Origin of the sequence: Ochrobactrum sp. EDr1-4, assembly GCF_049199085.1 — a bacterium.
Lineage (GTDB): Bacteria > Pseudomonadota > Alphaproteobacteria > Rhizobiales > Rhizobiaceae > Brucella.
In genome coordinates, this window is sequence record NZ_JBLZOF010000002.1 from 356,228 (window position 1) to 377,859 (window position 21,632).

Genomic DNA, 21,632 nt, shown 5'->3' on the forward strand with positions numbered 1-21,632 from the left:
TCAGGCTGTTGCCGGAGCCCCGGCAACAGCTCTCCACGTTCCACAATAAAACTGCTTCAAATATCTTTGCAGGATAGCCCGCAATGTCCTTGCCCCCGATCCTGAGTTTTGCGCTTCGGCGCATCTTACAGGCAATACCCGTCATTCTTCTTATAATGGTCGGCTCGTTCCTCCTGATCAAACTTGCGCCCGGCGACACCGTCGACGCTCTTGTTGGTGATATGGGTGGCGCCGACCCGCAATTCGTTGCCAATTTGCGTGCGGAATATGGCCTCGATCAGCCGGTCTGGGTTCAGCTTTGGCTCTATATCACTAAGCTTGCACAGTTCGATTTTGGCTGGTCCTATGTCTATGAACAGCCTGTGCTGGATGTTCTCCTGAACCGTCTCGTTCCGACGCTGTTGCTGATGTTGTCCTCGCTCACGGTTGCATTTGTTTTCGGTATTGCGCTTGGCGCCTTTGCGGCACGCCGTGCTTACTCGCTGACCGATAATGCTATCTCGACACTTGGCCTCATTTGCTATGCCATGCCGAGCTTCTTTCTTAGCCTGATCCTGATGTTTGTTTTCTCAGTCAAACTGGGTTGGCTGCCGGTGGGCGGCTACAAGACCATTGGCGGGTTTTACTCAGGTTGGAAGAACGTCTGGGACATTGCCGTGCATCTCGTGATGCCGACAACTGCCCTCTCACTAATCTACGTTGCCTTCTATATGCGCCTGATGCGGACAAGCGTTCTGGAAGTTGAAGACCTCGATTATGTGCGTACAGCCCGCGCAAAAGGCGCAAGCGGTGCGCGCCTGATGTTCCATCATATTATGCGCAATGCATTCCTCCCGGTTGTGACGCTGCTTGGACTTCAATTCTCGACCGTGCTTGGCGGCTCGGTGGTCATTGAGACGATTTTCTCACTGCCCGGCCTTGGCCAACTCGCCTACACATCGGTCATCAAGCGCGACCTCAACACTTTGATGGGCATCATCTTTCTGTGCTCGATACTGGTGGTGATCGTGAACTTCATCACTGATCTTATCTATGCGCGGCTTGATTCCAGGATCGAACTGTCATGACAATTCAGGACGTCTCCCTCCCTCGCCCTCAGGCTTCCCGCACTCGCGTCTTGTGGCAACGTTTCAGCCGCAACCGCGCTGCCGTGCTAGGGCTCATTCTCTTCATTGTCGTTGTGCTAATAGCCGTTTTTGCCGACGTTATTGCGCCCGGTGATCCTCTGCGCCGTGCTGGCAATCCTCTGACGTGGCCATTCATCAATGCCGCAACGCCGCTTGGAACTGACCAGCTTGGCCGTGATATTATGGCCGGCATCTTCCATGGCGCGCGTATTTCGTTGCTCATCGGCGTCGTAGCGACGATGATTTCGATAGCCATCGGAATTATCATCGGTGCTTTGGCTGGCTATTATGGTGGCTGGGTTGATGACACGCTGATGCGCATAACCGAAGCATTTCAGACCATTCCAAGCTTTGTGCTGCTGCTGGCATTGGTTGCAATTTTCGGCTCTTCAATTGAAAACATCATCATCTGCATCGGCATTGTTTCGTGGACTGCACCAGCACGCATGGTCCGTGCCGAGTTCCTCGCACTGCGCAAACGCGAATTTGTCGATGCGGCGCGCAATCTCGGTGTCGGCAATCTATCGATTATCTTCCGTGAAATTTTGCCAAATGCGCTGCCGCCAGTCGTCGTCTTCGCATCTGTTGTGATGGCCACATCTATCCTGATGGAAAGTGCGCTCGCGTTCCTCGGTCTTGGCGACCCCAACTATGCAAGCTGGGGCAATATGATTGGTCAGGGTCGTGCGGTGCTACGTACCGACTGGTTCTGCTCGGTTATTCCCGGCATCGCTATTCTGCTCACCGTGCTTTCCTTCAGCCTGCTTGGCGAAGGCCTGAACGACGCGCTCAATCCAAGGCAGAAAAAGAAATGACTGCGGCTCCCGTTCTCGAAATCCAGAACCTGCAAATTGCTCTGCCTAAAGGTGCCGACCGTCCTTTTGCTTTGCAAGACCTGACGCTCACCATCAAGCCGGGTGAAATCGTTTGCCTTGTGGGTGAAAGCGGTTCGGGCAAATCGCTTTCGGCTGGCGCTATCATGCGTCTGTTGCCGGAGCCACATGTGCACGTCACCAAAGGTACTATCAGACTAGAAGGCACTGACCTTTATTCGCTCAGCGAAGCCGAGATGAAAAAGCTGCGCGGCAACCGCATCGGCATGATTTTTCAGGAGCCAATGACTGCGCTTAATCCGCAGAAAACGGTTGGTTGGCAGATCGACGAAGTGCTGCGGTTGCATACCAAGCTCAGCCGCAAAGAACGGCACGCTGCGGTGATCGATATGCTGAACGAGGTCAAGATTCCTGACCCAGAGTCAGCCTATAACGCCTATCCACATCAGATTTCCGGTGGGCAGCGCCAACGCGTCATGATCGCCATGGCGCTGATTTTGAAGCCTCGCCTGATCATCGCCGATGAACCAACAACTGCACTTGATGTCACGACACAGGCGCAAATTCTCAAGCTCATCCGCGACCTGCAACGCGAACACAACACCGGCATTCTTTTCATCACCCATGATTTCGGCGTAGTGGCGGAGATTGCCGATCGCGTTGCGGTCTTGCGGCTCGGAGAACTGGTCGAAGAAGGCCCAGCCAATGACGTACTCAACCACCCTCAGCACCCTTACACGAAGGCGCTGATAGCATCAGTTCCGGCACTGACGCCTCCTGCAATCAAAGCATCCGTTGAAGGCCAGCCAACCATTCTCAAAGCTGAGAACCTGCGCAAGACATTCAAAGCGCAGGGCGGACTTTTCAGTGGCAAGCGCAGTGCCGTTCCTGCGGTCAAAGACCTGTCTTTTATACTGCGTCAGGGCGAAACGCTTGGCGTTGTTGGCGAAAGCGGATCAGGAAAGACAACAGTTTCGCGCATTGTGACACGTCTTCTCGAAGCCGATAGCGGCAAGGTTGATGTGAATGGTCGCGACTTTTTAAGCGCGAGCGCACGTGAAGTGCGCTCTATGCGCAAAGACATTCAGATGGTCTTCCAAGACCCTATGGCGTCGCTCAACCCGCGGCGCCGTGTTGTGGACCTGATTGCTCAAGGACCAATTGTCCACGGCATGCCAAAAAAGCAAGCTCATGCCAAAGCGCGTGAACTGCTTGAACTGGTCGAGCTGTCACCCGCTGCAGCGGACCGCTTCCCGCACGAGTTTTCGGGTGGCCAGCGTCAGCGTATCGGCATCGCACGAGCGCTCGCCCTTGAGCCGCGGATTATTGTGGCTGACGAGCCGGTTTCGGCGCTCGACGTTTCGGTGCAGGCACAGGTTCTGCGCCTGCTGGCTGACCTGCGCGAACGGCTCAACCTTTCGCTGCTCTTTGTAACACACGACCTGCGTGTAGCGGCGCAATTGTGCGACCGCATCATCGTCATGTCAAAAGGCGAAATTGCTGAAGCGGGAGAGACGGCAGATGTCTTCGCCAATCCCCAACATGAATACACCCAGCGTCTGCTTGCTTCCATTCCCGGCAAAAACTGGACGCCACCCCGCTTAGACGGCGTAGAATGAAAACGGCTAATAACATGCAAAATATCCAGTTCCCTCCATCCATCTGGGCTGCAACAGCACCATCCCGCATACCCGCCGCGCCATTAAACAGCGACACGGAAGCCGATGTTGCAATCGTCGGCGGCGGTTTCACAGGTCTTTCGGCAGCGCTGCATCTCGCAAAGCGCGGCAAGCGGGTTATCCTGCTTGAAGCCAATGCTGTTGGCTGGGGTGCATCAGGACGCAACAATGGACAAGTCATTCCAACCATGACTGCGGCTGAACCAGATGCCATAGCCAAACGCTATGGCAATGCCGGTGAACGCTTTGCAAAACTGATTGGCAACAGTGCTGACACGCTGTTCTCTATTGTTCGCGATGAGAAAATCGAAGCAGAAGCCGAACAGACGGGCTGGTTTCAGCCAGCACATTCTCCGGGCCGCGTTAAACTGTCTCAAGCACGCGTCGAAGCATGGAAACGCTTTGGTTTCCCAGCAGAATATCTCGACAGCGCTTCCACCTCAAAGCTCTTGGGCAGTGATTTCTGGTATGGCGGCATGTTCAACCCGACAGGCGGCCATATCAATCCGCTGGCTTTGGCACGTGGCCTTGCAGGTGCTGCAGAGCGTCATGGCGCGATCATTCATGAGCAAAGCCCGGTTACTTCTTTTGAACGTAAGGGCGATCATTGGGAAGTGCGCGTTGGAAACGCAACCGTTCGTGCAAAAGGCTTTCTGCTTGCGACCAATGCCTATACCGGCGAAATAAAGGAAAGCCTTGCCCCACGTCTGGCGCGTACAATCGTGCCGGTGTTGTCATGGCAAATGGCAACAGCACCGCTTAGCGATAATCTGCGCGCGATGATCCTGCCCGGCCGTCAGGCTGTTTCTGATACACGGGGCGATCTTCGCTTTTTCCGTTACGACGCACGTAATCGTCTTATCACCGGCGGCGTAGTTATGGGCAATTACAACGTTGCAGAACGTGTAAAGCAAAAGGCTGCGCACAATCTGGCAGAAGCATTTCCAGCGCTTGGTCAGCCGGAAATGACGCATGTCTGGAGCGGTTACATCGGCATGACATGGGATCGTTTCCCACGTGTTCATCAGCTTGGAACCAATGGTTGGGCATGGATCGGCTGCAATGGTCGTGGCGTTGCGCTCGGCACCGCAATGGGCCGCGAATTTGCGCGCGCTCTTGATGGTGAACCATTGCAAGAACTCGCACTTCCGGTTTCAGAGCCAGCACCGCTGCCATTCCACTCAATTGCTCGAAAGATTGCGCCTTTCTATCTCGCATGGCTACGGCGCAAAGATCTCACGGAGCCGAATTTGTAAGTCAGACTGTCAAACATTCATGCGAAAGGTAGATCCATGAATCAATTGCCAATTCTCGAACGACGCCGCATCGAGGCACTCGTTCTCAAAAATGTTTATGAGGTTCTTCGTGAGCGGTCAGGCGAAGAAGAAGCTCAGGCAGCAATCGGCGAAGCGGTGACACGCTCCGCGATTGATCAGGGTAAGGTGTTTGCGGATGAGCTGGGTCGCACCCCAGACTTGCAGGACTTTGCCGATATTCTGCCGCTCTGGACCAAAGACAATGCACTCGAAATAGAGGTACTTTCGCAGGGCAAAGATCATTTCGATTTCAACGTGAAGCGCTGCCGCTATTCGGAAATGTATCGCGACATGGGGCTTGGTCATATCGGGCACCTGCTCTCGTGTAATCGCGATGGTGATTTCTGCATCGGCTACAACCCCGAAATGAAACTGGAACGCACCCAGACGATCATGAAGGGCGCAAGCCATTGCGACTTCCGTTACAGCCTTGAGGCACAAGAACAAGGAGCCTGAAATGCCGGTTGAAAACTGGACTTCGAACCAGCTTGACGAACTTATCGCCTTCCGCCGTGATCTGCACGAAAACCCGGAACTCCTTTATGATGTCAATCGCACCGCAGAAAAGGTGGCAGAAGCTTTGCGCGCTGCTGGCCTTGATGAAGTCGTAACAGGCATTGGCCGCACAGGCGTTGTTGGCGTCATTCGTGGCCAGACCAACAAATCAGGCCGCGCGATTGCCCTGCGTGCTGATATGGACGCCTTGCCGATCCTTGAAGAAACCGGCGCAGAATGGTCATCCAAAGTGCCGGGAAAGATGCATGCCTGCGGCCATGATGGCCATACGACTATGCTTCTGGGTGCTGCTCGCGAATTGGTAAAAAGCCGGGCTTTCGATGGCACAGTCATCGTTATTTTCCAGCCCGCCGAAGAAGGTGGCGCCGGTGCGAAAGCCATGATCGACGACGGGCTGTTCAAGCGCTGGCCGGTCAACGAAGTTTACGGCATGCACAACCGTCCCAACCTCGAAGTTGGCAATTTCACGATCAATTCCGGCCCTATTATGGGTTCAGTCGATGTGCTGGATATTACAATTGATGGCGTCGGTGGACATGCAGCCTCCCCGCACCATACGATTGATCCAATCCCTGTTACAGCAGCACTCATTCAGGCAATTCAGACTCTAACGGCACGCACGATTGATCCGCTGGATTCCGCCGTAATCTCGATTACCACTATTCATGGTGGCGATGCGTTCAACGTCATTCCGCAGTCGATCAAACTGACCGGAACCGTGCGTACACTGCGCGAAGAAGTCCGCAATCTTGTCGAAGAAAAGCTGACGCGCGCGGTTCAGGGCATTGCTGATGCCTTTGGTGCAAAGGCGACACTCGACTATCAGCGCAATTATCCGGTGACCGTCAATCACGAGCACGAAACAGAATTGGCAGCACTTGCAGCAGAAGCTGTGTCAGGCGCTGAACGCGTAACCCGTGATATGCCAGCAACGCTTGGCGGCGAAGATTTTGCGTTCATGCTCAACGAAGTACCGGGCGCGATGATCAACATCGGCAATGGCCCAAGCGCCAATCTGCATCATCCAAAGTATGACTTCAACGACGATGTGATTGCCTGGGGTTGTTCTTACTGGACGACTTTGGTCAAGCAGAGACTGCCTGTTTAGTTTCCCAACACCATAAAGCCGGGATTTTTCCCGGCTTTATTTTTGTGGCTTAAACACCCAGTCTGAAATGATTGTTTGCATCCCCAATTCTGGATAGCAAGCTTGTGTCATGGCTGATAGCAACGATGCCTAATTCATATTTTTGGGTAAGGCCCATTAGGAGATGCCATATCTGTGCTTGCGCAATCGGATCAAGCGCTGAGGTTATTTCATCGGCAACCAGAAAATCTGGCTTTGCGCCAAGAGCGCGCAGAATTGAAACTCGCTGTAATTGTCCGCCAGACAGCTCATGCGGATAACGATCGTCCCATTCGGCTTCAACGCCCAACATGCGCGCGGTTTCTGCATCCGTTTCACCGGCTTCAGCAATAATTTTTCTGATCTTCCACCTTGGGTTCATGGCGGATAGTGGCGATTGATACAAATATTGCACCGGCCAGCGCTTCGATGAGGGTAGTTTGGAACCATCGAAGGTAACGTCGCCTTTAGAGGGCCGATTCAGACCTGCAAAAATGCGGCCAAGTGTCGTTTTCCCGCAACCGGACGGTCCTGAAATGCAATAAATTGACGATCTTTTCAGAGATAGCGAAACGCCTTCAAACACGAGGCGCTTGCCAAACTTCGCACTTAGGTTTCTGGCTTCAAGCATAGGCACTGAATTCGTTTTGTGGCAGTGCGCGCCACAGTGATCTTGCGTAATGTGAGCCAAGCGCTTCCCCTGCTCCAGTAAAAGCAGATGTTTGCACCACACAACTAATTTTTCCATCGTTCAATATTGCGATACGATCCGCATAGGAAAGCGCAGGCATCAGATCATGCGTAATGAGCAGAGCGCCCCCTCCCCCATTTGCGTGTTTGCGCAATTTATCCAGAATAATATCCCGATTAGAAGGGTCCAGCCCAGCCGTTGGCTCATCAGCAACAATCAGTTTCGCGCCGCCTGCTGTTGTTTGCGCCATAAGCACACGTCGAGCCATGCCACCTGAAAGTTGGTGAGGGTAGAGTTGGGCAACGTCGCCATCCAGTCCAACATCGTTCAAACGTTTTTCAATGTTGGAAAGCTTTCCGCCGCGTTTTGCCGCCCAGCTGATCAAAGCCCCGACATTTGCCGTTGGGTCCAAATAAGTCGTCTGCTGTGGCAGCAACGCGATCTCTCGGCCTCGCAGCTCACGGCGCTTGTGTTCATCAAGCAGTTTGCCACCGAAGAGAATATCCCCGGTCGCTAAGGCATTGTTTGGTAAGAGCCCCAGAATTGCGTGCGCGAGCAGGCTTTTGCCAGCTCCCGAATGCCCAACCAGTGCAACGATTTCACCTGCTGCGATATTGAGCGTCACATCGGATAATCGCGTCATCAAATTCTGGCGGAACAGACCATTGTAGCGTTGGAAGGAAACAGACAGACCATCGATTTCAAGCATCATATGTGGGCCTCTTTTGGACTGATAAGGCGACGCAATGCATTGGCGAGTAAGTCGAAGCACAGCACCATTATCAACAGTGCAAGACCGGGGAAGACGGCGAGCCACCAGCGGCCGCCAGTGATATGTTGCATGGCTTCTGACAGCATAATCCCGATAGCGGGGCGGGATGGCTCCAGACCAAAGCCTAAGAATGTCAGGCCTGCTTCATGCAAAATCGCATGCGGAAACATCAGCAGAAAGCCAACCAGCATTTGGGGCAGTAGATGCGGCAAGATGTGATTGATTAGGATGAAGCTGCGCGACTTTCCAAAGCTACGCGAAGCTTCAACAAAGGGCGCGACGCGCACCTGAATAAGTTCAGCCCTCAAAATACGCGCAAAACGCGGCCAGTGCGAAATCGCAACAGCGATGATCACGGCACCAGTTCCACCACCCAGAGCAAAGCTGATCAGGATAAGCAGAACCAGATGCGGCATGGCGAGCATGGCATCTGTAACAAAGCTACCAATCGCATCGGCTGCTTTACCAAGGCCTGATAGCAGAACGATAATCAGCGCGATGACAACGGAAAATCCTGCTGCCAGAATACCAACTCGCAGGCTTAGCGTTAACCCATGCAGCGTGCGAGCCAGCATATCGCGCCCCATCTGATCAGTGCCAAACCAATGCGAGAATGAGGGTGATAAATTGCGTATGGAAAAGTCAGAACGAACGCCGACGTTGCCATAGACCCAAGCACCAATTGAAATAGCAGCAATGATAGCCAGAGCAAACATGGCGCTGATCAACGCACGGATGCGCCCGTTAAGAGGGAAAGCCGTCATGCTTGCCCCTTCAATCTTGGATCGACAACCCGATAAAGAATATCGGCTATCATGTTGCCAGTTGAAACAACAATCGTGGTCAACATGGCGACTGCCAGCAGCAAGGCTACATCACCACGGATACCTGCTTCAACGGCAGCTCGCCCCAATCCTGGCCAGGCGAAAACCTGTTCTGCGAGAATGGCTCCACCGAAAATCTCACCAATCGAGGCAAACAACACGGTCAAAGCTGGTAGAGCTGAGTTGCGAATGCCATGGCGCAGAATGATGTCTCCCTGACGCGCGCCCTGTGCACGCGCAAAGGTAATGTAGTCTGATTGTAGTACCTCAATCAGCTTGGCGCGCGAATGCAAAGCAATCTGCGCTACACCAAAAAGCGTCAATGCCGTCAGAGGAAGTATCAGATGCTGAACACGCTCTATGACGGTGACGTCTTCCGAAGGAATGCCAATCGGGCCAGCACAACATATTGGCGTCCAGCCGAGTTTCACTGAGAACAGCGCGAGCATCAGCATTGCCAGCCAGAAAGTTGGCGTGGCAGCAAGAACGTAGCAATAAAGCCGAATGATACGGTCAGGCCAGCGTCCTTCATAAGCCGCTGAAACCATCCCGAGAGAAAAGCCGAGCACCCCGGATAGCAACCACGCCAGGCCTGTGAGCGTCAGCGAAGCACCGATGCGCGTGCTCATCACCTCGGCAACGGACGTATTATACGTAATACTAAAGCCGAGATCACCACTGAGAATATTTCCGGCCCATCGCAAAAACTGCTCATAGACTGGGCGATCCAATCCCCAAATCGCAGCGATCTGCATTTTTTGCTCTGGCCCAACATAGGCCATCGCTGGACCGAGATACGCGTTCACCGGATCAATCGGCGATGCCTTCATCAGCAGGAACACTGCGAAAGCAACGCAGATCACCAGCGCACAAAGACGCAAAATGCGTAAGGAAATCTGAGTGGCGAGGTTTGCCGTCACTCGCAGGTCCACCGCCAGTTGGCAATCGTTGCAGTGACTGGCCAACCATGTCCATGCGGCTCAATCTGCGTTTTTCCGAGATCAAGGCACTTGTTGACGAAATAAACATGGTCGAAATTAACAAGCCATGCCCATGAATTATCACCCTTCAGCCCATAATAATCAGCGGCCTCAGACCAATAAGGCATTGACGCTTCAAGGCTGCCAGCGCCCTGCGCTTTTTCAAAAAGCTCTTCAACCTTCGGGCTGGCGTAGTAGCTCGGGTTCATATATTCGACGCCGCCAAGCTTTTCGGCAAACAGGCTGTAAAGCTGGTAAGGTGAATGGCTGCCGAAACCAAAAACCACGGGTTCGGAATGCATCACCCGTCCGATGGCATCCCAGCTTCCGCCCTGCGGCGTTGCTTCAATACCGAGCGGGCGCAACAGTTCAGCCGATGTTTCGGCCAATGCTTGTCGCGTTGCATCACTCGCCGGATAGTTGATCGGAAAAGCGGCTCTCACTCCGTCTTTTGTGCGGATACCATCTTCTCCAACCATCCAACCAGCATCATCGAGAAGTGCTTTTGCACCATCGAGATTAAACTCGATTTGATCGGCTTTCCCTGCCCATGGCAGTCCATCGGCGGGACCGAATGCAGGTGTGCCATGACCATGGAGGGCAACATCCACGACCAGCTTCCGATCAATACCCATATTGATCGCCTTGCGAATAGCAGGATCTGACGTCACAGCATTACCAACTTTGCGGCCATTGACGTCATGCGGCTTGGTAAAGGGCAGGCTCAGACCGCGATTATCAACGGTTTGTACCGGTATTGCTTGAAAGCCATTTGGAACAGCATCCGCCAACTGTGCCGGAACAGCGACCATATCGACTGCGCCAGCATTTGCTGCAGCCAACCCCGGCGCCTCACCCGTGAAAAGGAACGTGATTTTCTTAAATGGCCCCTTATCACCATAATAAGCGTCGTTGCGCTCGACGATAAGCTGTTCGCCTTCATTCCAGGCTACAAACTTATAGGGGCCGGAACCGACTGGCTTACGCCCATAATCAGGACCATAGGACGCCGCAGGCACAATGCCGAGCGTATAGAATGCTTCGACAAAAGTGATCCACGGTTTGCTAAGCAAAATCTGAACCGTGTCTTTATCGATAGCGTCGGCTTTTTCCATAACGCTCAAATCAATCGCGTTTGCGGATGCTTTGGCTGTATTGAATGTAAAAGCAACATCCTCTGCCGTGACGGGTGTTCCATCAGAAAACTGCACGTCATCGCGCAATTTGATTGTCCAGACCTTTCGGTCGTCAGACAGCGTCCAACTTGTTGCTAAATCAGGTGCAGTCTCAAGGTTCACATCACGGCGCAACAATGTCGATTGGAACAGCGGGTTTCCATAGCCGCCCCATCCCGCGAGGGGATCAAATCCGTTATCCGGCTCACCACCGATCGCCAGAACCAGCGTATCCTTGGGCTGGGCATAGGCTGATGACGCACATGCAAGTGCAACAATGGCTGCAACCGAAACGGATTTGAAATTCATCTCTAACCCCCGGAGTATGATCTTTTTCCAAAAACATCTTACCGCAGTATTTGGGGGAGGCAAACAATATATCGATAAAATAAGAATTTTATTTTGCTTTAAGTGCATGAGAAATTGAAAGAAAAGCCCGCAACGAGTAGATGCGGGCTTTTGCGTTATTCAATGGACGATTTACTTGTCCATGTGCTTTTTCATACCCCAAAGGCTGAAAGCATTTTCTCCGTAGAGATTATCGTCGAGACCCTCGACCTGCACTTCTTCCGGCACGCGCAGATGACCGAAAGCATCAAGGATTTTGAGCAGGATCATCGTGATAATCCAGGCATAAGCCGCGACGATAGCCACAGCCATTGCCTGAATGCCGAGCTGATACGCGCTTGCCGAAACAGCATTAATGCTGGAGCTGGCCGTTACACCGATCAGGATCGCCCCTGTCATGCCGCCAACACCATGCGCGCGCCAGACTTCCAGCGTGTCATCGATTTTGAGCCACTTCTGTACATATTTTGCATTGAAGCAGACCGAAGCGCCGATGGCACCGATAAGCAGTGCGGTCATCGGCTCAACGTAACCGGCAGCAGGCGTGATCGTTGCAAGACCGGTCACTGCGCCAACAAGAACGCCAGAGAACGACGGACGACCGGATTCTTTCCACTCCCAGAACATCCAGACGAGCATGGCGATAGAGCCTGCAAGCATTGTGTTGGTGAAAGCATAAGCGGCCAATGCGTCAGCCGCATAAGCGCCACCCGCGTTAAAGCCGAACCAACCGAACCAGAGCAGACCTGCACCGATTGCAACAAGCGGCAAACTGGCAGGCTGTGATTCTTTTTCACCGGCTGCGAGCTTGCGCTTACCGAGATATTTCGCAGCAGCCAATGCAGAGAAACCGGCAGAAGCGTGAATGACGATACCGCCCGCAAAATCGACAACGCCAAGTTTTGCAAGGAAGCCGCCACCCCAAACCCAATGCGCTGCTGGCAGGTAAACCAGAATGGTCCAGAAGGCTATGAAGAACAGATACGCACCAAACTTAAAGCGCCCGACAAAGGCACCGGTCATCAGCGCAGGCGTGATGATCGCGAACATCATCTGATAAGCAAATACCAGAATGAAAGGAACATTCGCTGCGTATTGCGGATTTGGTTCAATACCCACATGGTACATGCCAAAATAGGTGGTGATGTCACCAATGACACCGCCGATTGACGGGCCGAAGGCAAGGCTGAAACCACCAAAAACCCAGATCAGGCCGATCACACCCATACAGACGAAGTTCTGTATCATGATGGACAGCACATCACGCTGGCGAACAAGACCACCGTAAAAAAGCGCCAAAGCCGGGGTCATCATACAGACCAGCGCCGTACAAATCAGAAGAAAAGCTGTGTCGCCAGCACTTATAGTTTGCATGTTCTTTTTCCTTCAGAACTGAAATTCAGAGCCATCGGTTCCTATTTCAAAAATTACTTATCGCTGACAAGATGCTTGGCGACCGGCTTATGAGGATGCGGTGCGAAAAGTTTCTTCGGTGCGATAAACAGATAAAGTGTAAGCACATAGGGTGCTGTGAATGACGGTAGTCCCATTGGGGCCATGAGCACATCATAGGCACCCTGAATGAACACGGTGACAATGGTTGCAAGCACGGCGTAAACGATGACTTTTCCATCGGTTTTCAGGAAAATCACACCGACTGCAATCGCTGTCAGCACTGGACTAAATCCATAAAGCCCCTGAACAACCGTTGCCGGATCAGCGCGCATGCCAATTGCTGTGATCATGGCGATCAGCGATCCGAGCGCTGCCGCAATGCCCGCCTGTCTTGAAGCGACGAAAATGCCGATCAGGATCAAAGCGCCACTTACCTCATTGCCGAGCAAAAATACTTGCGCAATGTTGCGGAAGAAGATTTGCACCAATTCAATAGTGGCCGGAATGGTCGCAGCACCTGCAATATAGTCGGAGACGAGTTTTGGAGCATCGCCGGTAACATCAAGTGCGCCAAACGAATAAGCACCAGCGACCATCAGCCAGCCGGTCAGCACGAACGGGCCTGTTGACCCGGGTATGCCCCAGCTTTTCGTAAGCGTTGCGCCGAATGTGGCTGTGATGACCGTGCTTAGTGCTGATCCGATAATGATATAAAACCAGAGCTGTGGTGTTGCTGCGATGAAGGTTGGCAGTGCTACGCCAACAAGAATGCCGTTGAAGCCGAAAAGACCTGAATTAACGGATGGCTTATCGCAATCGAGCAGCTGAGCGGTCAGCGTGGCAACGATCAGGCCAATGACCGCGCCAATCGTGGTGGCCCAAATGCCGGTCGCATAAGACGCATAGGCGATTGCTGCAAAAAACATTACGCCGGTAAAGGCGTTTTCCATGAAGAAAACCTGCCCCGCCCCACGAAGGCAGGTGATTGGAAAACTAACTTTCTTCTCTGCCATCTCAGTATCCCCTCTCAACCCATCGAAGCCGCTTTTCGATTTTTAACGCCAGAGAAACTCTTCTGGCAGAGTACGCCCACGGGCTTCTTCACGAACAATTTTCCAGAAATTTCGCACCTCAGCGCGCACGTCATAGCTCTCGATACCTGCGGTACGCAGCATAAGACCGGCATTATTGGGCAGCATGGATACGCCCGAAATTGCGCGTGGCGCATCAGTGCTGAAGTTTACCTCGACGCGCTCCTTGATACGTGCAGCAACATCAGGCGGTGTGACGCAGACAATATTTGCAAAGGCATCAAAGCCGCGCATGACGCCCGCAAAATCTATCGTTGGATTACCTTTTTCGATCAGCACCTTATCCGTAAACAGGCGCTTACCATTTGGCCGCTTCACAGAGACAAACATGGAGAGCAAATCGAAGCCGAAGCGCTCGTCTTCATGATGATGCTTTCGTCCCGTCATCATCATCTCGCCATAGATCAGCGTCGCACTCTCATCAATGACGATTTCCGTCTGGTTGATGAAGCGAGAGTTGCGATAAGGTATTGTGAAATCGGGCAAATATTCGAGATAAGCCCCTGCTTCTACCGTAACCGTCTGATATTGCGAGGCATAATTTGCATCCATCTGGTGAACACGGTTTGCGCCCTGTGATGTCACCTGAGCACAAGCATTTTCACCAACATGAATATCGATCTTGTAGCGATCACCCTGCAAAATGCCGCCGCCAATCGAGATGATGGAGCAAATCGGCAGCTCAGGCATCGCTTCGTCCCAATAAAGCGCCTGCTGAACCAGAAGCGGAGCCACACGATAAAGATCATGCAGCACCGAGCGACCGTTGCGAATAGAAAAGCCCAGACGCAACTCGCCGATTTTTCCGGGTCCGGCAGCACGCATCTGAGCTGGCTCGGTTTGATACGAGTTCAGCTCACGGGCTGCATCAAGTCGGCTTAGTCGCTCGTGAAGGCTCATGAGTTTACCCAGCGGCTTCGGTAGCGAGAACTGGCTTAACGTCAAACAGAGCCATATCGAGAATGAGCTTCATCAGATCATCAATACCTTCACCCGTTTTGCAATTGGTGAAAACAAATGGCTTTTTGCCACGCATCAGCTTGGAATCGCGGTCCATCACTTCAAGGCTCGCGCCAACATAAGGTGCGAGATCCTTTTTGTTGATGACGAGAATATCGGACTGACAAACGCCCGCGCCATTCTTGCGAGGAATCTTGTCGCCAGCAGCCACATCGATCACGTAAATATAGAAATCGGCGAGAGCTGGGCTGAATGTGAGCGTGAGGTTATCGCCGCCCGATTCAATCAGAATAACGTCGCTGTCCGGATACTTTTCTTCCAGCTCTTCGACCGCTGCAATGTTCATCGACGGATCTTCGCGCACTGCCGTATGCGGGCAAGCGCCGGTTTCAACGCCAACAATCTTTTCTTCGATCAGAATGCCGTTGAGTGTGCGACGAACCTGCTTTGCGTCTTCTGTCGTCACAACGTCATTGGTAATGATGAGCGGCTTGATGCCCATTTCAATCAGCCGTGGCGTGATCGTTTCAATAACCGCCGTCTTGCCCGAACCAACAGGTCCACCGATACCAATACGTGTAATTTTCTTCATGGTTTATTCCTATTTCGAAACGTAATCAGTTCATGAATAGACGGACATGCGTTTTCGTGTGATGCGCGACCAAAACATCGAAGATCGGTGCGAAACTGGACATTTCATCTAGCCCCAGACCGTGCACATCCTCATAGTCGCTTTCAACCCGGCTCTGCGTTGCGAATAAAATGCGTTGCGTGTCGAGATGGTCAATGCGCATCAACCGCATAGCAGCGCTCAAGATCATCGATGCAACGCCATATTGATGGACAACAAAAGCTTGCCGTTCATCTGCGCCCATATGTGCCAAAGCCAATGCCTGACCGATTGGAAAACATCCGGGTGTGGTGCCGGATTTGATGTCTTTCAGCCAGCGCTCAAGCGGCGGAAAATCGCTGATCTTGAGAGACAATTCAGCGAATTTCTTACCCATTCGGGCCAGCATAAGCTGTTGCTCTTCGCCCACCCGGCGATCCCAGACTTCATGATCAGCGGCAAGCACAGTTTCATAATCTCCCGCCAGAATGGCGCGATGGGCATGAAGAAATGCAATGCCGTCCATATGAGCGGCCTGTCGAACCACCAGATTGACAAACTGATGCAGGCTTTCCGGGTTTTTTACAACCTCGGTCTGTAGGGCAGATTCAAGCCCGTTTGAAAATGCAAAAGCACCAACCGGCAAGGTTGAATCCGAGAATTGCAGCAGTTTCGCCAAAAGAACCATATCCTGCATAGAACGCGGTTCTTCGTTCTTTATGCCTGACATTGCTTACCTGTGATCGTGCCCGTGATGATGGCCATGCGAATGATCGTGGTCATGACTGTGTTCATGGCTATGATCATGAGAGTGAGAATGGTCACCGTGAGAATGTTCGTGGCCGTGTTTATGGGAGTGATCGTGCGAATGCGCGTGCTCATGCTTGTGAAGATCGTGATGATGATGCGGTGTCGCGTCGGCGCCCGCAAAAAGCATCCGTACTTCTTTGGCATCAAGCTTCGCTGCAACTTCTTCGCCCGGTGCAAAATGCGTCTTTACGCGATCAAACGCATGGGTGCGCATGACAGAGGCCATGACTTTCTGATCAACAGACAGCGGCACATAAACCGTTGTGCCTTTAATCACCGCTGGCCAATGCTGATTGCCCAGACCATGACCCAGCTCAAAGCAAATGCGGAGGATTTCTTGAGGTGCGAGTTCTTCCAGCCCTTCAAGCTCAATGACCATCACTTCCTTGAGCGCTATGCGTGCGACAACGATAATTTTCGCGGCTTCGTCGTAATAAAGAACATCACCATCATGCAGATGCTCGGAACGCGGAAGTGAAATGGCAAGCTCTACGCCACCTTCGCTTTCCTTACGCAAACGGCTTTTTGGAGCTTCCCATTGCTCAAGAGCAAGATAATCAACCTGTGCATGATGCGAACGATCATGCCACACGGAATCCTTGATGTTACCGAGTGTTTTCTCAACGAGAATCATAGTTCCTCCGGAAGCTTATCGCTTCATATCGGCCACTGAAAAGTGCCGCAAAAGCATACACTTTCAGGCATTACATTTTATATTTGAAAGCGGGAGGGATAGCTCCCTCCCGCAGATTTCACATCAGCTAAAGAAGTAAAGCTGTGTCAAAGGAACATTCGTCGCTGGCTCAACGGTAGCGTGCTTGCCGTCCACGGTAACCGCGAATGTTTCCGGGTTCACCTCAATCGTCGGCAACGCATTGTTGCGAACCATTGAACCCTTGCTGATAGCGCGCGTGTTATAAACCGGCATGACCTGTGATTTCAGCTCGTAACGATCCACGATGCCATGCTCAAAACCTGCAGCCGACGTGAATGTCACGCGGGTTTTTGGCAATGCCGACCCAAATGCGCCATACATCGGACGATAGATCACTGGCTGTGGCGTTGGCAGCGATGCATTCGGATCGCCCATCAAGGCCCATGAAATCATACCGCCCTTGATGACCATTTTCGGCTTGGCACCGAAGAATGCTGGCTCCCAGAGCACCAGATCGGCCATTTTGCCGATTTCAATCGAGCCAACCACATGGGACACGCCCTGAGCAATTGCTGGATTGATGGTCACTTTGGACACGAAACGCAGCACACGCTGGTTGTCGTTGCCGGACTTGTCCCCTTCATAAGCACCAAAGCGCGTCTTCATTAGATGTGCGGTCTGGATGGTACGCATCCAGTTTTCACCGACGCGACCCATTGCCTGACTATCGCTCGACAGGATGGAAATTGCACCAATGTCGTGCAGCACGTTTTCAGCCGCAATGGTTTCCGGGCGCACGCGGCTTTCAGCAAAAGCAACGTCGGTCGGAATTTTCGGGCTGAGGTTGTGGCAGATCATAGTCATGTCAAACAATTCGGCCTGCGAATTGATGCCATATGGCAGCGTTGGGTTGGTCGAGCTTGGAATAACATTCGGCTGACCTGCAACGCGGATAATATCCGGTGCGTGACCGCCGCCAGCACCTTCAGTGTGATAGGTGTGGATGGTGCGGCCTTCAAAAGCGGCAATGGTATTTTCAACAAAACCAGCTTCGTTGAGCGTATCGGTGTGGATACAAACCTGTACGTCAAATGCATCAGCAACCGTGAGCGATGTACGGATTGCTTCCGGTGTACTGCCCCAATCTTCATGGATTTTGAGGCCCATGGCACCAGCGCGAAGCTGCTCTTCGATAGTCACAACTGAAGAAGAGTTGCCCTTGCCCAAAACGCCCGCATTGACGGGCCAGCTATCAAATGAACGCAGCATCATTTCGATGTTCCACGTTCCCGGCGTAATCGTCGTGCCGTTGGTGCCGTCCGATGGACCAATACCACCGCCAAAAAGCGTGGTCACGCCATTGCTGAGAGCGGCTTCTGCCTGCTGTGGCGAAATGAAGTGTACGTGCGCATCGATGCCACCAGCCGTCAGGATCAGATGCTCACCGGAGATCGCATCCGTTCCCGGTCCGAGCGGCAGTGTAACGCCTGACATGGTGGACGGGTTGCCTGCTTTACCGATGCCGTAAATCAGGCCGTTTTTAATGCCTACGTCGGCCTTGATGACGCCCTGAATGGCGTCAACGATTGTGACATTGGTAATGACAAGATCCGGTGCACCAGCGGCACTCGTCAGTTCGTTGTCATAGCCCATGCCGTCACGCAGCGTTTTGCCGCCGCCGTAAACCGCTTCTTCGCCATAGATGCGAAGGTCTTTTTCAATCTCGATGTAAAGATCAGTATCGCCCAGACGGATTTTGTCGCCTGTGGTCGGACCGTACAAATCCGAATATTGCTGCCTTGAGATTTTAGCCATTTCACTATCCTGTTCGCTGATGTTGGGGCGGGCAATTACGGCTTATTTTTAAAGCCGTAGCGCGCAACACGCTCCATTGCATCCGTCAGACGTGGGCGGGATTCGTTGTAGCTTTCTTCGCCAACCCAACCATTCACCAGGCCGTTGAACCCGAGAACGCGTTGCTTGCCCTGATAAGGAACAAGAACGACCTGCTTTTCATCGCCCGGCTCAAAACGCAAAGCGGTTGTTGCAGGAATATTCAGGCGCTTGCCAAAAGCTTGCTCGCGATCAAACTCCAGATCGGCGTTCACTTCAAAAAAGTGATAATGCGAGCCAACCTGAATTGGACGGTCGCCTTTATTACGGACTTTCAAAGTTGTTGTTGGATAGCCGGCGTTGATTTCAATATCGCCTTTACCGAGAACCAATCCTCCAACAGGAGTCTTTGCTTTATCTTCAGCCATAACTAAGCCTCCCTGCGGGGGTTACTGGATTGGATCGTGAACGGTAACGAGACGGCTGCCATCAGTGAAAACAGCTTCAACCTGCACGTAAGGGATCATCTCAACGACACCCTCCATCACATCATCTTTGGTGATGGTCTTACGCGCCAATTCCATGACTTGTTCGAGCGTCTTTCCAGCGCGCGCGCCTTCAAGGGCGGCGGCAGCAATCAAAGATACGGTTTCAGGATGATTGAGCTTCAAACCCTGGTCTTTACGACGCTGCGCGACAATCGCCAGCGTATGAATCATGAGCTTGTCAATCTCTCGCGGCGTGAAATGCATACGTAACCTCCGTACAAAGACAATGGGGAGTCGGCATGCAGCAGCCCATAAGATAGCTCCCCTCGATTAAACCACCGTAGTCAAGCTAGCAATCGCATCGTTACGGAGCAATACTTATTTTACAAATAAATAAATAAATTTCTGAGATCAGGATTAATACATCGGCATCTATTTACAGTATTGATATGCTTATCAAGCAAACTTAAATTTTCAGAAATTTTGCAATAAATCTTATCAACTAGAATTTGGTTAAAACAAATATCCAGGAAGCAGCAACGATCATACATAAAAACATCACAATTGCGCCAGTTCTGGCAAACTCCATAAATGATATTTTAATGCCACGCGCACCAGCTTGTTCAACAACGATAATACCAGCGAGGCTGCCAAAGACGATCATATTACTTGAGAAACCTGTCCCCAAAGCCAAAGCAGCACCCAATGCATCGGCATCAGGGCCAGAATGAAGATAAGGCACCAACAGCATGACGGCTGGATTGTTTCCAACCAGATTGCTTAAGACGCCGCCAACAAAAAGCAGTGAAAGCGGATCATTCAAATTAAGACCGGCTTCGCGTAAATGGTTGAGCAAATCCTGCGGAATGCCTGTTCCGGCTATCGCTGCATTTACAATGAAAAGCCCCATGATCAAAAGCAGCAGATCGCCATCGACCTGTTTGAGCATGTCTTTCGATGAAACTTTACGGCTTACAAGCAGGATACCGGCACCAGCCATAGCAACAAGCTCGCGTGGGAAATCACTGAAAACAAAGAACCCAATGACGACAATTGCTACGAGTCCGGTTTTTATTGTCTCTAGAACGTCAATTTCACTCGCCTGCGAGACATCGTCGCCTTTGGTCGAAGGTGCCTTCAGCTCCCAGCGGCCCCGATATGCGAAAACGATAACGCCCCAGACAATCGGCAGAGAAAGCAGTGCGGGAATAACAGCTATTTTCAGGAACCCGTTAAACGACAAACCCAATTGCTGAGCGGTAATCATATTCTGCGGGCTACCGATCAAAGTGGCTGTTGAACCGGTATTAACGGCAAAGCAGAAAGCCAAAAGAAATGGCACAGGATTAAGCCCGCGCGCCAAGCTCACCGAAACCAGCAAGGGCGTCATAGCCACTGCGACCACATCTTTTGTCAGAAACGCTGAGAACGAAGCGCCCATAACAATCATGACGCCGACCAATAGCGGCGGCGATAATGGTAGCTCTGTTACGCGCTTTGCAACCCAGCCATAAAAGCCAGAAACAGAAAATCCGGCTGATACGACCATCAGGCCAAACAACATGCCCAAGGTTTTGTAATCAATCGCGTTCCATGCAGCTTGCGCAGTGATACTGCCTGCCACAAGCATTGCGAGCGAGCCAATGATTGCAGCGCCCGTCCGATCAACCTTAAAACCTGGTAAAGTTCCGCAACCCATCGCAAGATATACAAGCAAGAATATGAGAACGGTCAGATCCATAATTGTCCACTATCAAGTAGCTGGTGACTGCTAAAACAAAACACACATGCATTAAACAGAGCAATCAGTCTAAATCAATGTTTTCAATATGATATTATCGAATTTAGAACTAAAGTCCTGTATGAATTGTTCTATTCAGCGTCAATCGTGATGATGATTGTTCTGGTGGGGAATAATTGAAACATCGCCGTACACGACAGCCCGCTGCGAAATGATGGAGTTTGCAAACTCTTTCACCGCTTTCACCTCGCCGCGAAGCAGGCTAACTTCAAGGCATAATTCATGATCCATATGCACGTGCAGCGAGGCAACAGACATGTGATGATGTTCGTGGTGTGACGTTGTCAATTTTTTTGCAAGATCACGCGCATCATGTTGATAAACATAGCTTAACACTCCAACACATTCGCTGGTTGCGTCAGATGCAATTGCGGTATCTTTGATACTCGCACGGACCAGATCACGCACAGCCTCGGAGCGATTGGCGTATCCTTTCAGAGCAATCAAAGCATCCAACTCTGTCATAAGATCATCATCGACAGTTATGGTAATTCTTTGCATCGGCTCTACACTCCATTGCAGTTAGATTCGGGCTAAACCTATTGTGCAGATAATCATCAAAATAGCGATGCCCCGAACTCAAGTTGCCGCCCCAAGCTTGC

Annotated in this window: 22 protein-coding genes; 6 read left to right on the forward strand and 16 right to left on the reverse strand. The window is 51.9% G+C overall.

Features of this window, described 5'->3' with window-relative positions:
* Positions 1-83 precede the first annotated feature (83 nt).
* The 6 genes from ACOZHT_RS08040 to ACOZHT_RS08065 are packed head-to-tail and all read left to right on the forward strand — an operon-like array spanning position 84 to position 6,579.
* The gene (locus ACOZHT_RS08040) at positions 84-1,067 is read left to right on the forward strand and encodes an ABC transporter permease (RefSeq protein ID WP_339509881.1); all 984 of its coding nucleotides are present in this window, start codon (positions 84-86) and stop codon (positions 1,065-1,067) included.
* Positions 1,064-1,942 (forward strand): ABC transporter permease, encoded by an 879-nt coding sequence (locus tag ACOZHT_RS08045; RefSeq protein ID WP_339509884.1) that lies wholly within the window; start codon positions 1,064-1,066, stop codon positions 1,940-1,942. The genes ACOZHT_RS08040 and ACOZHT_RS08045 overlap by 4 nt, the downstream gene beginning before the upstream one ends.
* Positions 1,939-3,579 carry an ABC transporter ATP-binding protein gene (locus ACOZHT_RS08050; protein ID WP_421565553.1) on the forward strand — a complete coding sequence of 547 codons (1,641 nt, stop codon included), beginning with the start codon at positions 1,939-1,941 and terminating at the stop codon, positions 3,577-3,579. Before ACOZHT_RS08045 ends, ACOZHT_RS08050 begins: the two co-directional genes overlap by 4 nt.
* A gap of 14 nt (positions 3,580-3,593) precedes the next feature.
* Positions 3,594-4,895 carry an FAD-binding oxidoreductase gene (locus tag ACOZHT_RS08055; protein WP_339509889.1) on the forward strand — a complete coding sequence of 434 codons (1,302 nt, stop codon included), beginning with the start codon at positions 3,594-3,596 and terminating at the stop codon, positions 4,893-4,895.
* 36 nt (positions 4,896-4,931) lie between these two features.
* A complete protein-coding gene (locus ACOZHT_RS08060) occupies positions 4,932-5,411 on the forward strand; it encodes an L-2-amino-thiazoline-4-carboxylic acid hydrolase (RefSeq protein WP_339509891.1) in 480 nt (159 codons plus the stop codon).
* A gap of 1 nt (position 5,412) precedes the next feature.
* Positions 5,413-6,579, forward strand: coding sequence for a M20 aminoacylase family protein (locus ACOZHT_RS08065; RefSeq protein ID WP_339509893.1), 1,167 nt, complete (start codon positions 5,413-5,415; stop codon positions 6,577-6,579).
* A 49-nt stretch (positions 6,580-6,628) separates the two neighbouring features.
* On the opposite strand, the gene ACOZHT_RS08070 is transcribed toward ACOZHT_RS08065, so the two are convergent.
* The 16 genes from ACOZHT_RS08070 to nikR form a co-directional block, all read right to left on the reverse strand.
* Positions 6,629-7,228: an ABC transporter ATP-binding protein gene (locus ACOZHT_RS08070; RefSeq protein WP_339509895.1), complete on the reverse strand. Its 600-nt coding sequence runs from the start codon at positions 7,226-7,228 to the stop codon at positions 6,629-6,631.
* Positions 7,221-8,000 carry an ATP-binding cassette domain-containing protein gene (locus ACOZHT_RS08075; RefSeq protein WP_421565554.1) on the reverse strand — a complete coding sequence of 260 codons (780 nt, stop codon included), beginning with the start codon at positions 7,998-8,000 and terminating at the stop codon, positions 7,221-7,223. The genes ACOZHT_RS08070 and ACOZHT_RS08075 overlap by 8 nt, the downstream gene beginning before the upstream one ends.
* Positions 7,997-8,824 (reverse strand): ABC transporter permease, encoded by an 828-nt coding sequence (locus ACOZHT_RS08080; RefSeq protein ID WP_339509899.1) that lies wholly within the window; start codon positions 8,822-8,824, stop codon positions 7,997-7,999. Before ACOZHT_RS08080 ends, ACOZHT_RS08075 begins: the two co-directional genes overlap by 4 nt.
* Positions 8,821-9,804, reverse strand: coding sequence for an ABC transporter permease (locus ACOZHT_RS08085; RefSeq protein ID WP_339509902.1), 984 nt, complete (start codon positions 9,802-9,804; stop codon positions 8,821-8,823). Before ACOZHT_RS08085 ends, ACOZHT_RS08080 begins: the two co-directional genes overlap by 4 nt.
* Complete coding sequence (locus ACOZHT_RS08090; protein ID WP_339509905.1) at positions 9,801-11,348, reverse strand: ABC transporter substrate-binding protein; 1,548 nt, start codon at positions 11,346-11,348, stop codon at positions 9,801-9,803. The genes ACOZHT_RS08085 and ACOZHT_RS08090 overlap by 4 nt, the downstream gene beginning before the upstream one ends.
* 171 nt (positions 11,349-11,519) lie before the next feature.
* A complete protein-coding gene (locus tag ACOZHT_RS08095) occupies positions 11,520-12,761 on the reverse strand; it encodes an ammonium transporter (RefSeq protein ID WP_339509907.1) in 1,242 nt (413 codons plus the stop codon).
* Between the two features lie 53 nt (positions 12,762-12,814).
* Positions 12,815-13,795, reverse strand: coding sequence for an urea transporter (gene yut, locus ACOZHT_RS08100; protein WP_339509909.1), 981 nt, complete (start codon positions 13,793-13,795; stop codon positions 12,815-12,817).
* A gap of 42 nt (positions 13,796-13,837) precedes the next feature.
* The gene (locus ACOZHT_RS08105) at positions 13,838-14,773 is read right to left on the reverse strand and encodes an urease accessory protein UreD (protein ID WP_339509911.1); all 936 of its coding nucleotides are present in this window, start codon (positions 14,771-14,773) and stop codon (positions 13,838-13,840) included.
* Positions 14,774-14,777: 4 nt separating this feature from the next.
* Positions 14,778-15,425, reverse strand: coding sequence for an urease accessory protein UreG (gene ureG, locus ACOZHT_RS08110; protein ID WP_250042530.1), 648 nt, complete (start codon positions 15,423-15,425; stop codon positions 14,778-14,780).
* Positions 15,426-15,450: 25 nt separating this feature from the next.
* On the reverse strand, positions 15,451-16,173 hold the full coding sequence (locus ACOZHT_RS08115) for an urease accessory protein UreF (RefSeq protein ID WP_339509917.1): 723 nt from the start codon (positions 16,171-16,173) through the stop codon (positions 15,451-15,453).
* Between the two features lie 3 nt (positions 16,174-16,176).
* Positions 16,177-16,887, reverse strand: a complete 711-nt coding sequence (gene ureE / locus ACOZHT_RS08120; protein ID WP_339509920.1) for an urease accessory protein UreE — start codon at positions 16,885-16,887, stop codon at positions 16,177-16,179.
* A gap of 123 nt (positions 16,888-17,010) precedes the next feature.
* Entirely contained in the window at positions 17,011-18,723 is a 1,713-nt protein-coding gene (locus ACOZHT_RS08125) for an urease subunit alpha (protein ID WP_339509921.1), read from the reverse strand.
* 35 nt (positions 18,724-18,758) lie between these two features.
* Positions 18,759-19,169 (reverse strand): urease subunit beta, encoded by a 411-nt coding sequence (locus ACOZHT_RS08130; protein WP_339509922.1) that lies wholly within the window; start codon positions 19,167-19,169, stop codon positions 18,759-18,761.
* A gap of 21 nt (positions 19,170-19,190) precedes the next feature.
* Positions 19,191-19,493, reverse strand: a complete 303-nt coding sequence (locus ACOZHT_RS08135) for an urease subunit gamma (protein WP_339509923.1) — start codon at positions 19,491-19,493, stop codon at positions 19,191-19,193.
* Between the two features lie 238 nt (positions 19,494-19,731).
* A complete protein-coding gene (locus ACOZHT_RS08140) occupies positions 19,732-20,970 on the reverse strand; it encodes an SLC13 family permease (protein WP_339509924.1) in 1,239 nt (412 codons plus the stop codon).
* A 141-nt stretch (positions 20,971-21,111) separates the two neighbouring features.
* On the reverse strand, positions 21,112-21,531 hold the full coding sequence (gene nikR, locus ACOZHT_RS08145; RefSeq protein ID WP_339509926.1) for a nickel-responsive transcriptional regulator NikR: 420 nt from the start codon (positions 21,529-21,531) through the stop codon (positions 21,112-21,114).
* Between the last annotated feature and the right edge of the window lie 101 nt (positions 21,532-21,632).

What these genes read in the sequence shown, in the direction of transcription:
- ACOZHT_RS08140 (WP_339509924.1), bottom strand. Translation starts at nt 20,970, where the DNA reads ATGGATCTGACCGTTCTCATATTCTTGCTTGTATATCTTGCGATGGGT.
- ACOZHT_RS08045 (WP_339509884.1), top strand. Translation starts at nt 1,064, where the DNA reads ATGACAATTCAGGACGTCTCCCTCCCTCGCCCTCAGGCTTCCCGCACT.
- ACOZHT_RS08125 (WP_339509921.1), bottom strand. Translation starts at nt 18,723, where the DNA reads ATGGCTAAAATCTCAAGGCAGCAATATTCGGATTTGTACGGTCCGACC.
- ACOZHT_RS08065 (WP_339509893.1), top strand. Translation starts at nt 5,413, where the DNA reads ATGCCGGTTGAAAACTGGACTTCGAACCAGCTTGACGAACTTATCGCC.
- ACOZHT_RS08075 (WP_421565554.1), bottom strand. Translation starts at nt 8,000, where the DNA reads ATGATGCTTGAAATCGATGGTCTGTCTGTTTCCTTCCAACGCTACAAT.
- ureG (WP_250042530.1), bottom strand. Translation starts at nt 15,425, where the DNA reads ATGAAGAAAATTACACGTATTGGTATCGGTGGACCTGTTGGTTCGGGC.
- nikR (WP_339509926.1), bottom strand. Translation starts at nt 21,531, where the DNA reads ATGCAAAGAATTACCATAACTGTCGATGATGATCTTATGACAGAGTTG.
- ACOZHT_RS08130 (WP_339509922.1), bottom strand. Translation starts at nt 19,169, where the DNA reads ATGGCTGAAGATAAAGCAAAGACTCCTGTTGGAGGATTGGTTCTCGGT.
- ACOZHT_RS08090 (WP_339509905.1), bottom strand. Translation starts at nt 11,348, where the DNA reads ATGAATTTCAAATCCGTTTCGGTTGCAGCCATTGTTGCACTTGCATGT.
- ACOZHT_RS08070 (WP_339509895.1), bottom strand. Translation starts at nt 7,228, where the DNA reads ATGCTTGAAGCCAGAAACCTAAGTGCGAAGTTTGGCAAGCGCCTCGTG.
- ACOZHT_RS08095 (WP_339509907.1), bottom strand. Translation starts at nt 12,761, where the DNA reads ATGCAAACTATAAGTGCTGGCGACACAGCTTTTCTTCTGATTTGTACG.
- ACOZHT_RS08050 (WP_421565553.1), top strand. Translation starts at nt 1,939, where the DNA reads ATGACTGCGGCTCCCGTTCTCGAAATCCAGAACCTGCAAATTGCTCTG.
- ACOZHT_RS08040 (WP_339509881.1), top strand. Translation starts at nt 84, where the DNA reads ATGTCCTTGCCCCCGATCCTGAGTTTTGCGCTTCGGCGCATCTTACAG.
- ACOZHT_RS08060 (WP_339509891.1), top strand. Translation starts at nt 4,932, where the DNA reads ATGAATCAATTGCCAATTCTCGAACGACGCCGCATCGAGGCACTCGTT.
- ureE (WP_339509920.1), bottom strand. Translation starts at nt 16,887, where the DNA reads ATGATTCTCGTTGAGAAAACACTCGGTAACATCAAGGATTCCGTGTGG.
- ACOZHT_RS08055 (WP_339509889.1), top strand. Translation starts at nt 3,594, where the DNA reads ATGCAAAATATCCAGTTCCCTCCATCCATCTGGGCTGCAACAGCACCA.
- ACOZHT_RS08105 (WP_339509911.1), bottom strand. Translation starts at nt 14,773, where the DNA reads ATGAGCCTTCACGAGCGACTAAGCCGACTTGATGCAGCCCGTGAGCTG.
- ACOZHT_RS08135 (WP_339509923.1), bottom strand. Translation starts at nt 19,493, where the DNA reads ATGCATTTCACGCCGCGAGAGATTGACAAGCTCATGATTCATACGCTG.
- ACOZHT_RS08115 (WP_339509917.1), bottom strand. Translation starts at nt 16,173, where the DNA reads ATGTCAGGCATAAAGAACGAAGAACCGCGTTCTATGCAGGATATGGTT.
- ACOZHT_RS08080 (WP_339509899.1), bottom strand. Translation starts at nt 8,824, where the DNA reads ATGACGGCTTTCCCTCTTAACGGGCGCATCCGTGCGTTGATCAGCGCC.
- yut (WP_339509909.1), bottom strand. Translation starts at nt 13,795, where the DNA reads ATGGCAGAGAAGAAAGTTAGTTTTCCAATCACCTGCCTTCGTGGGGCG.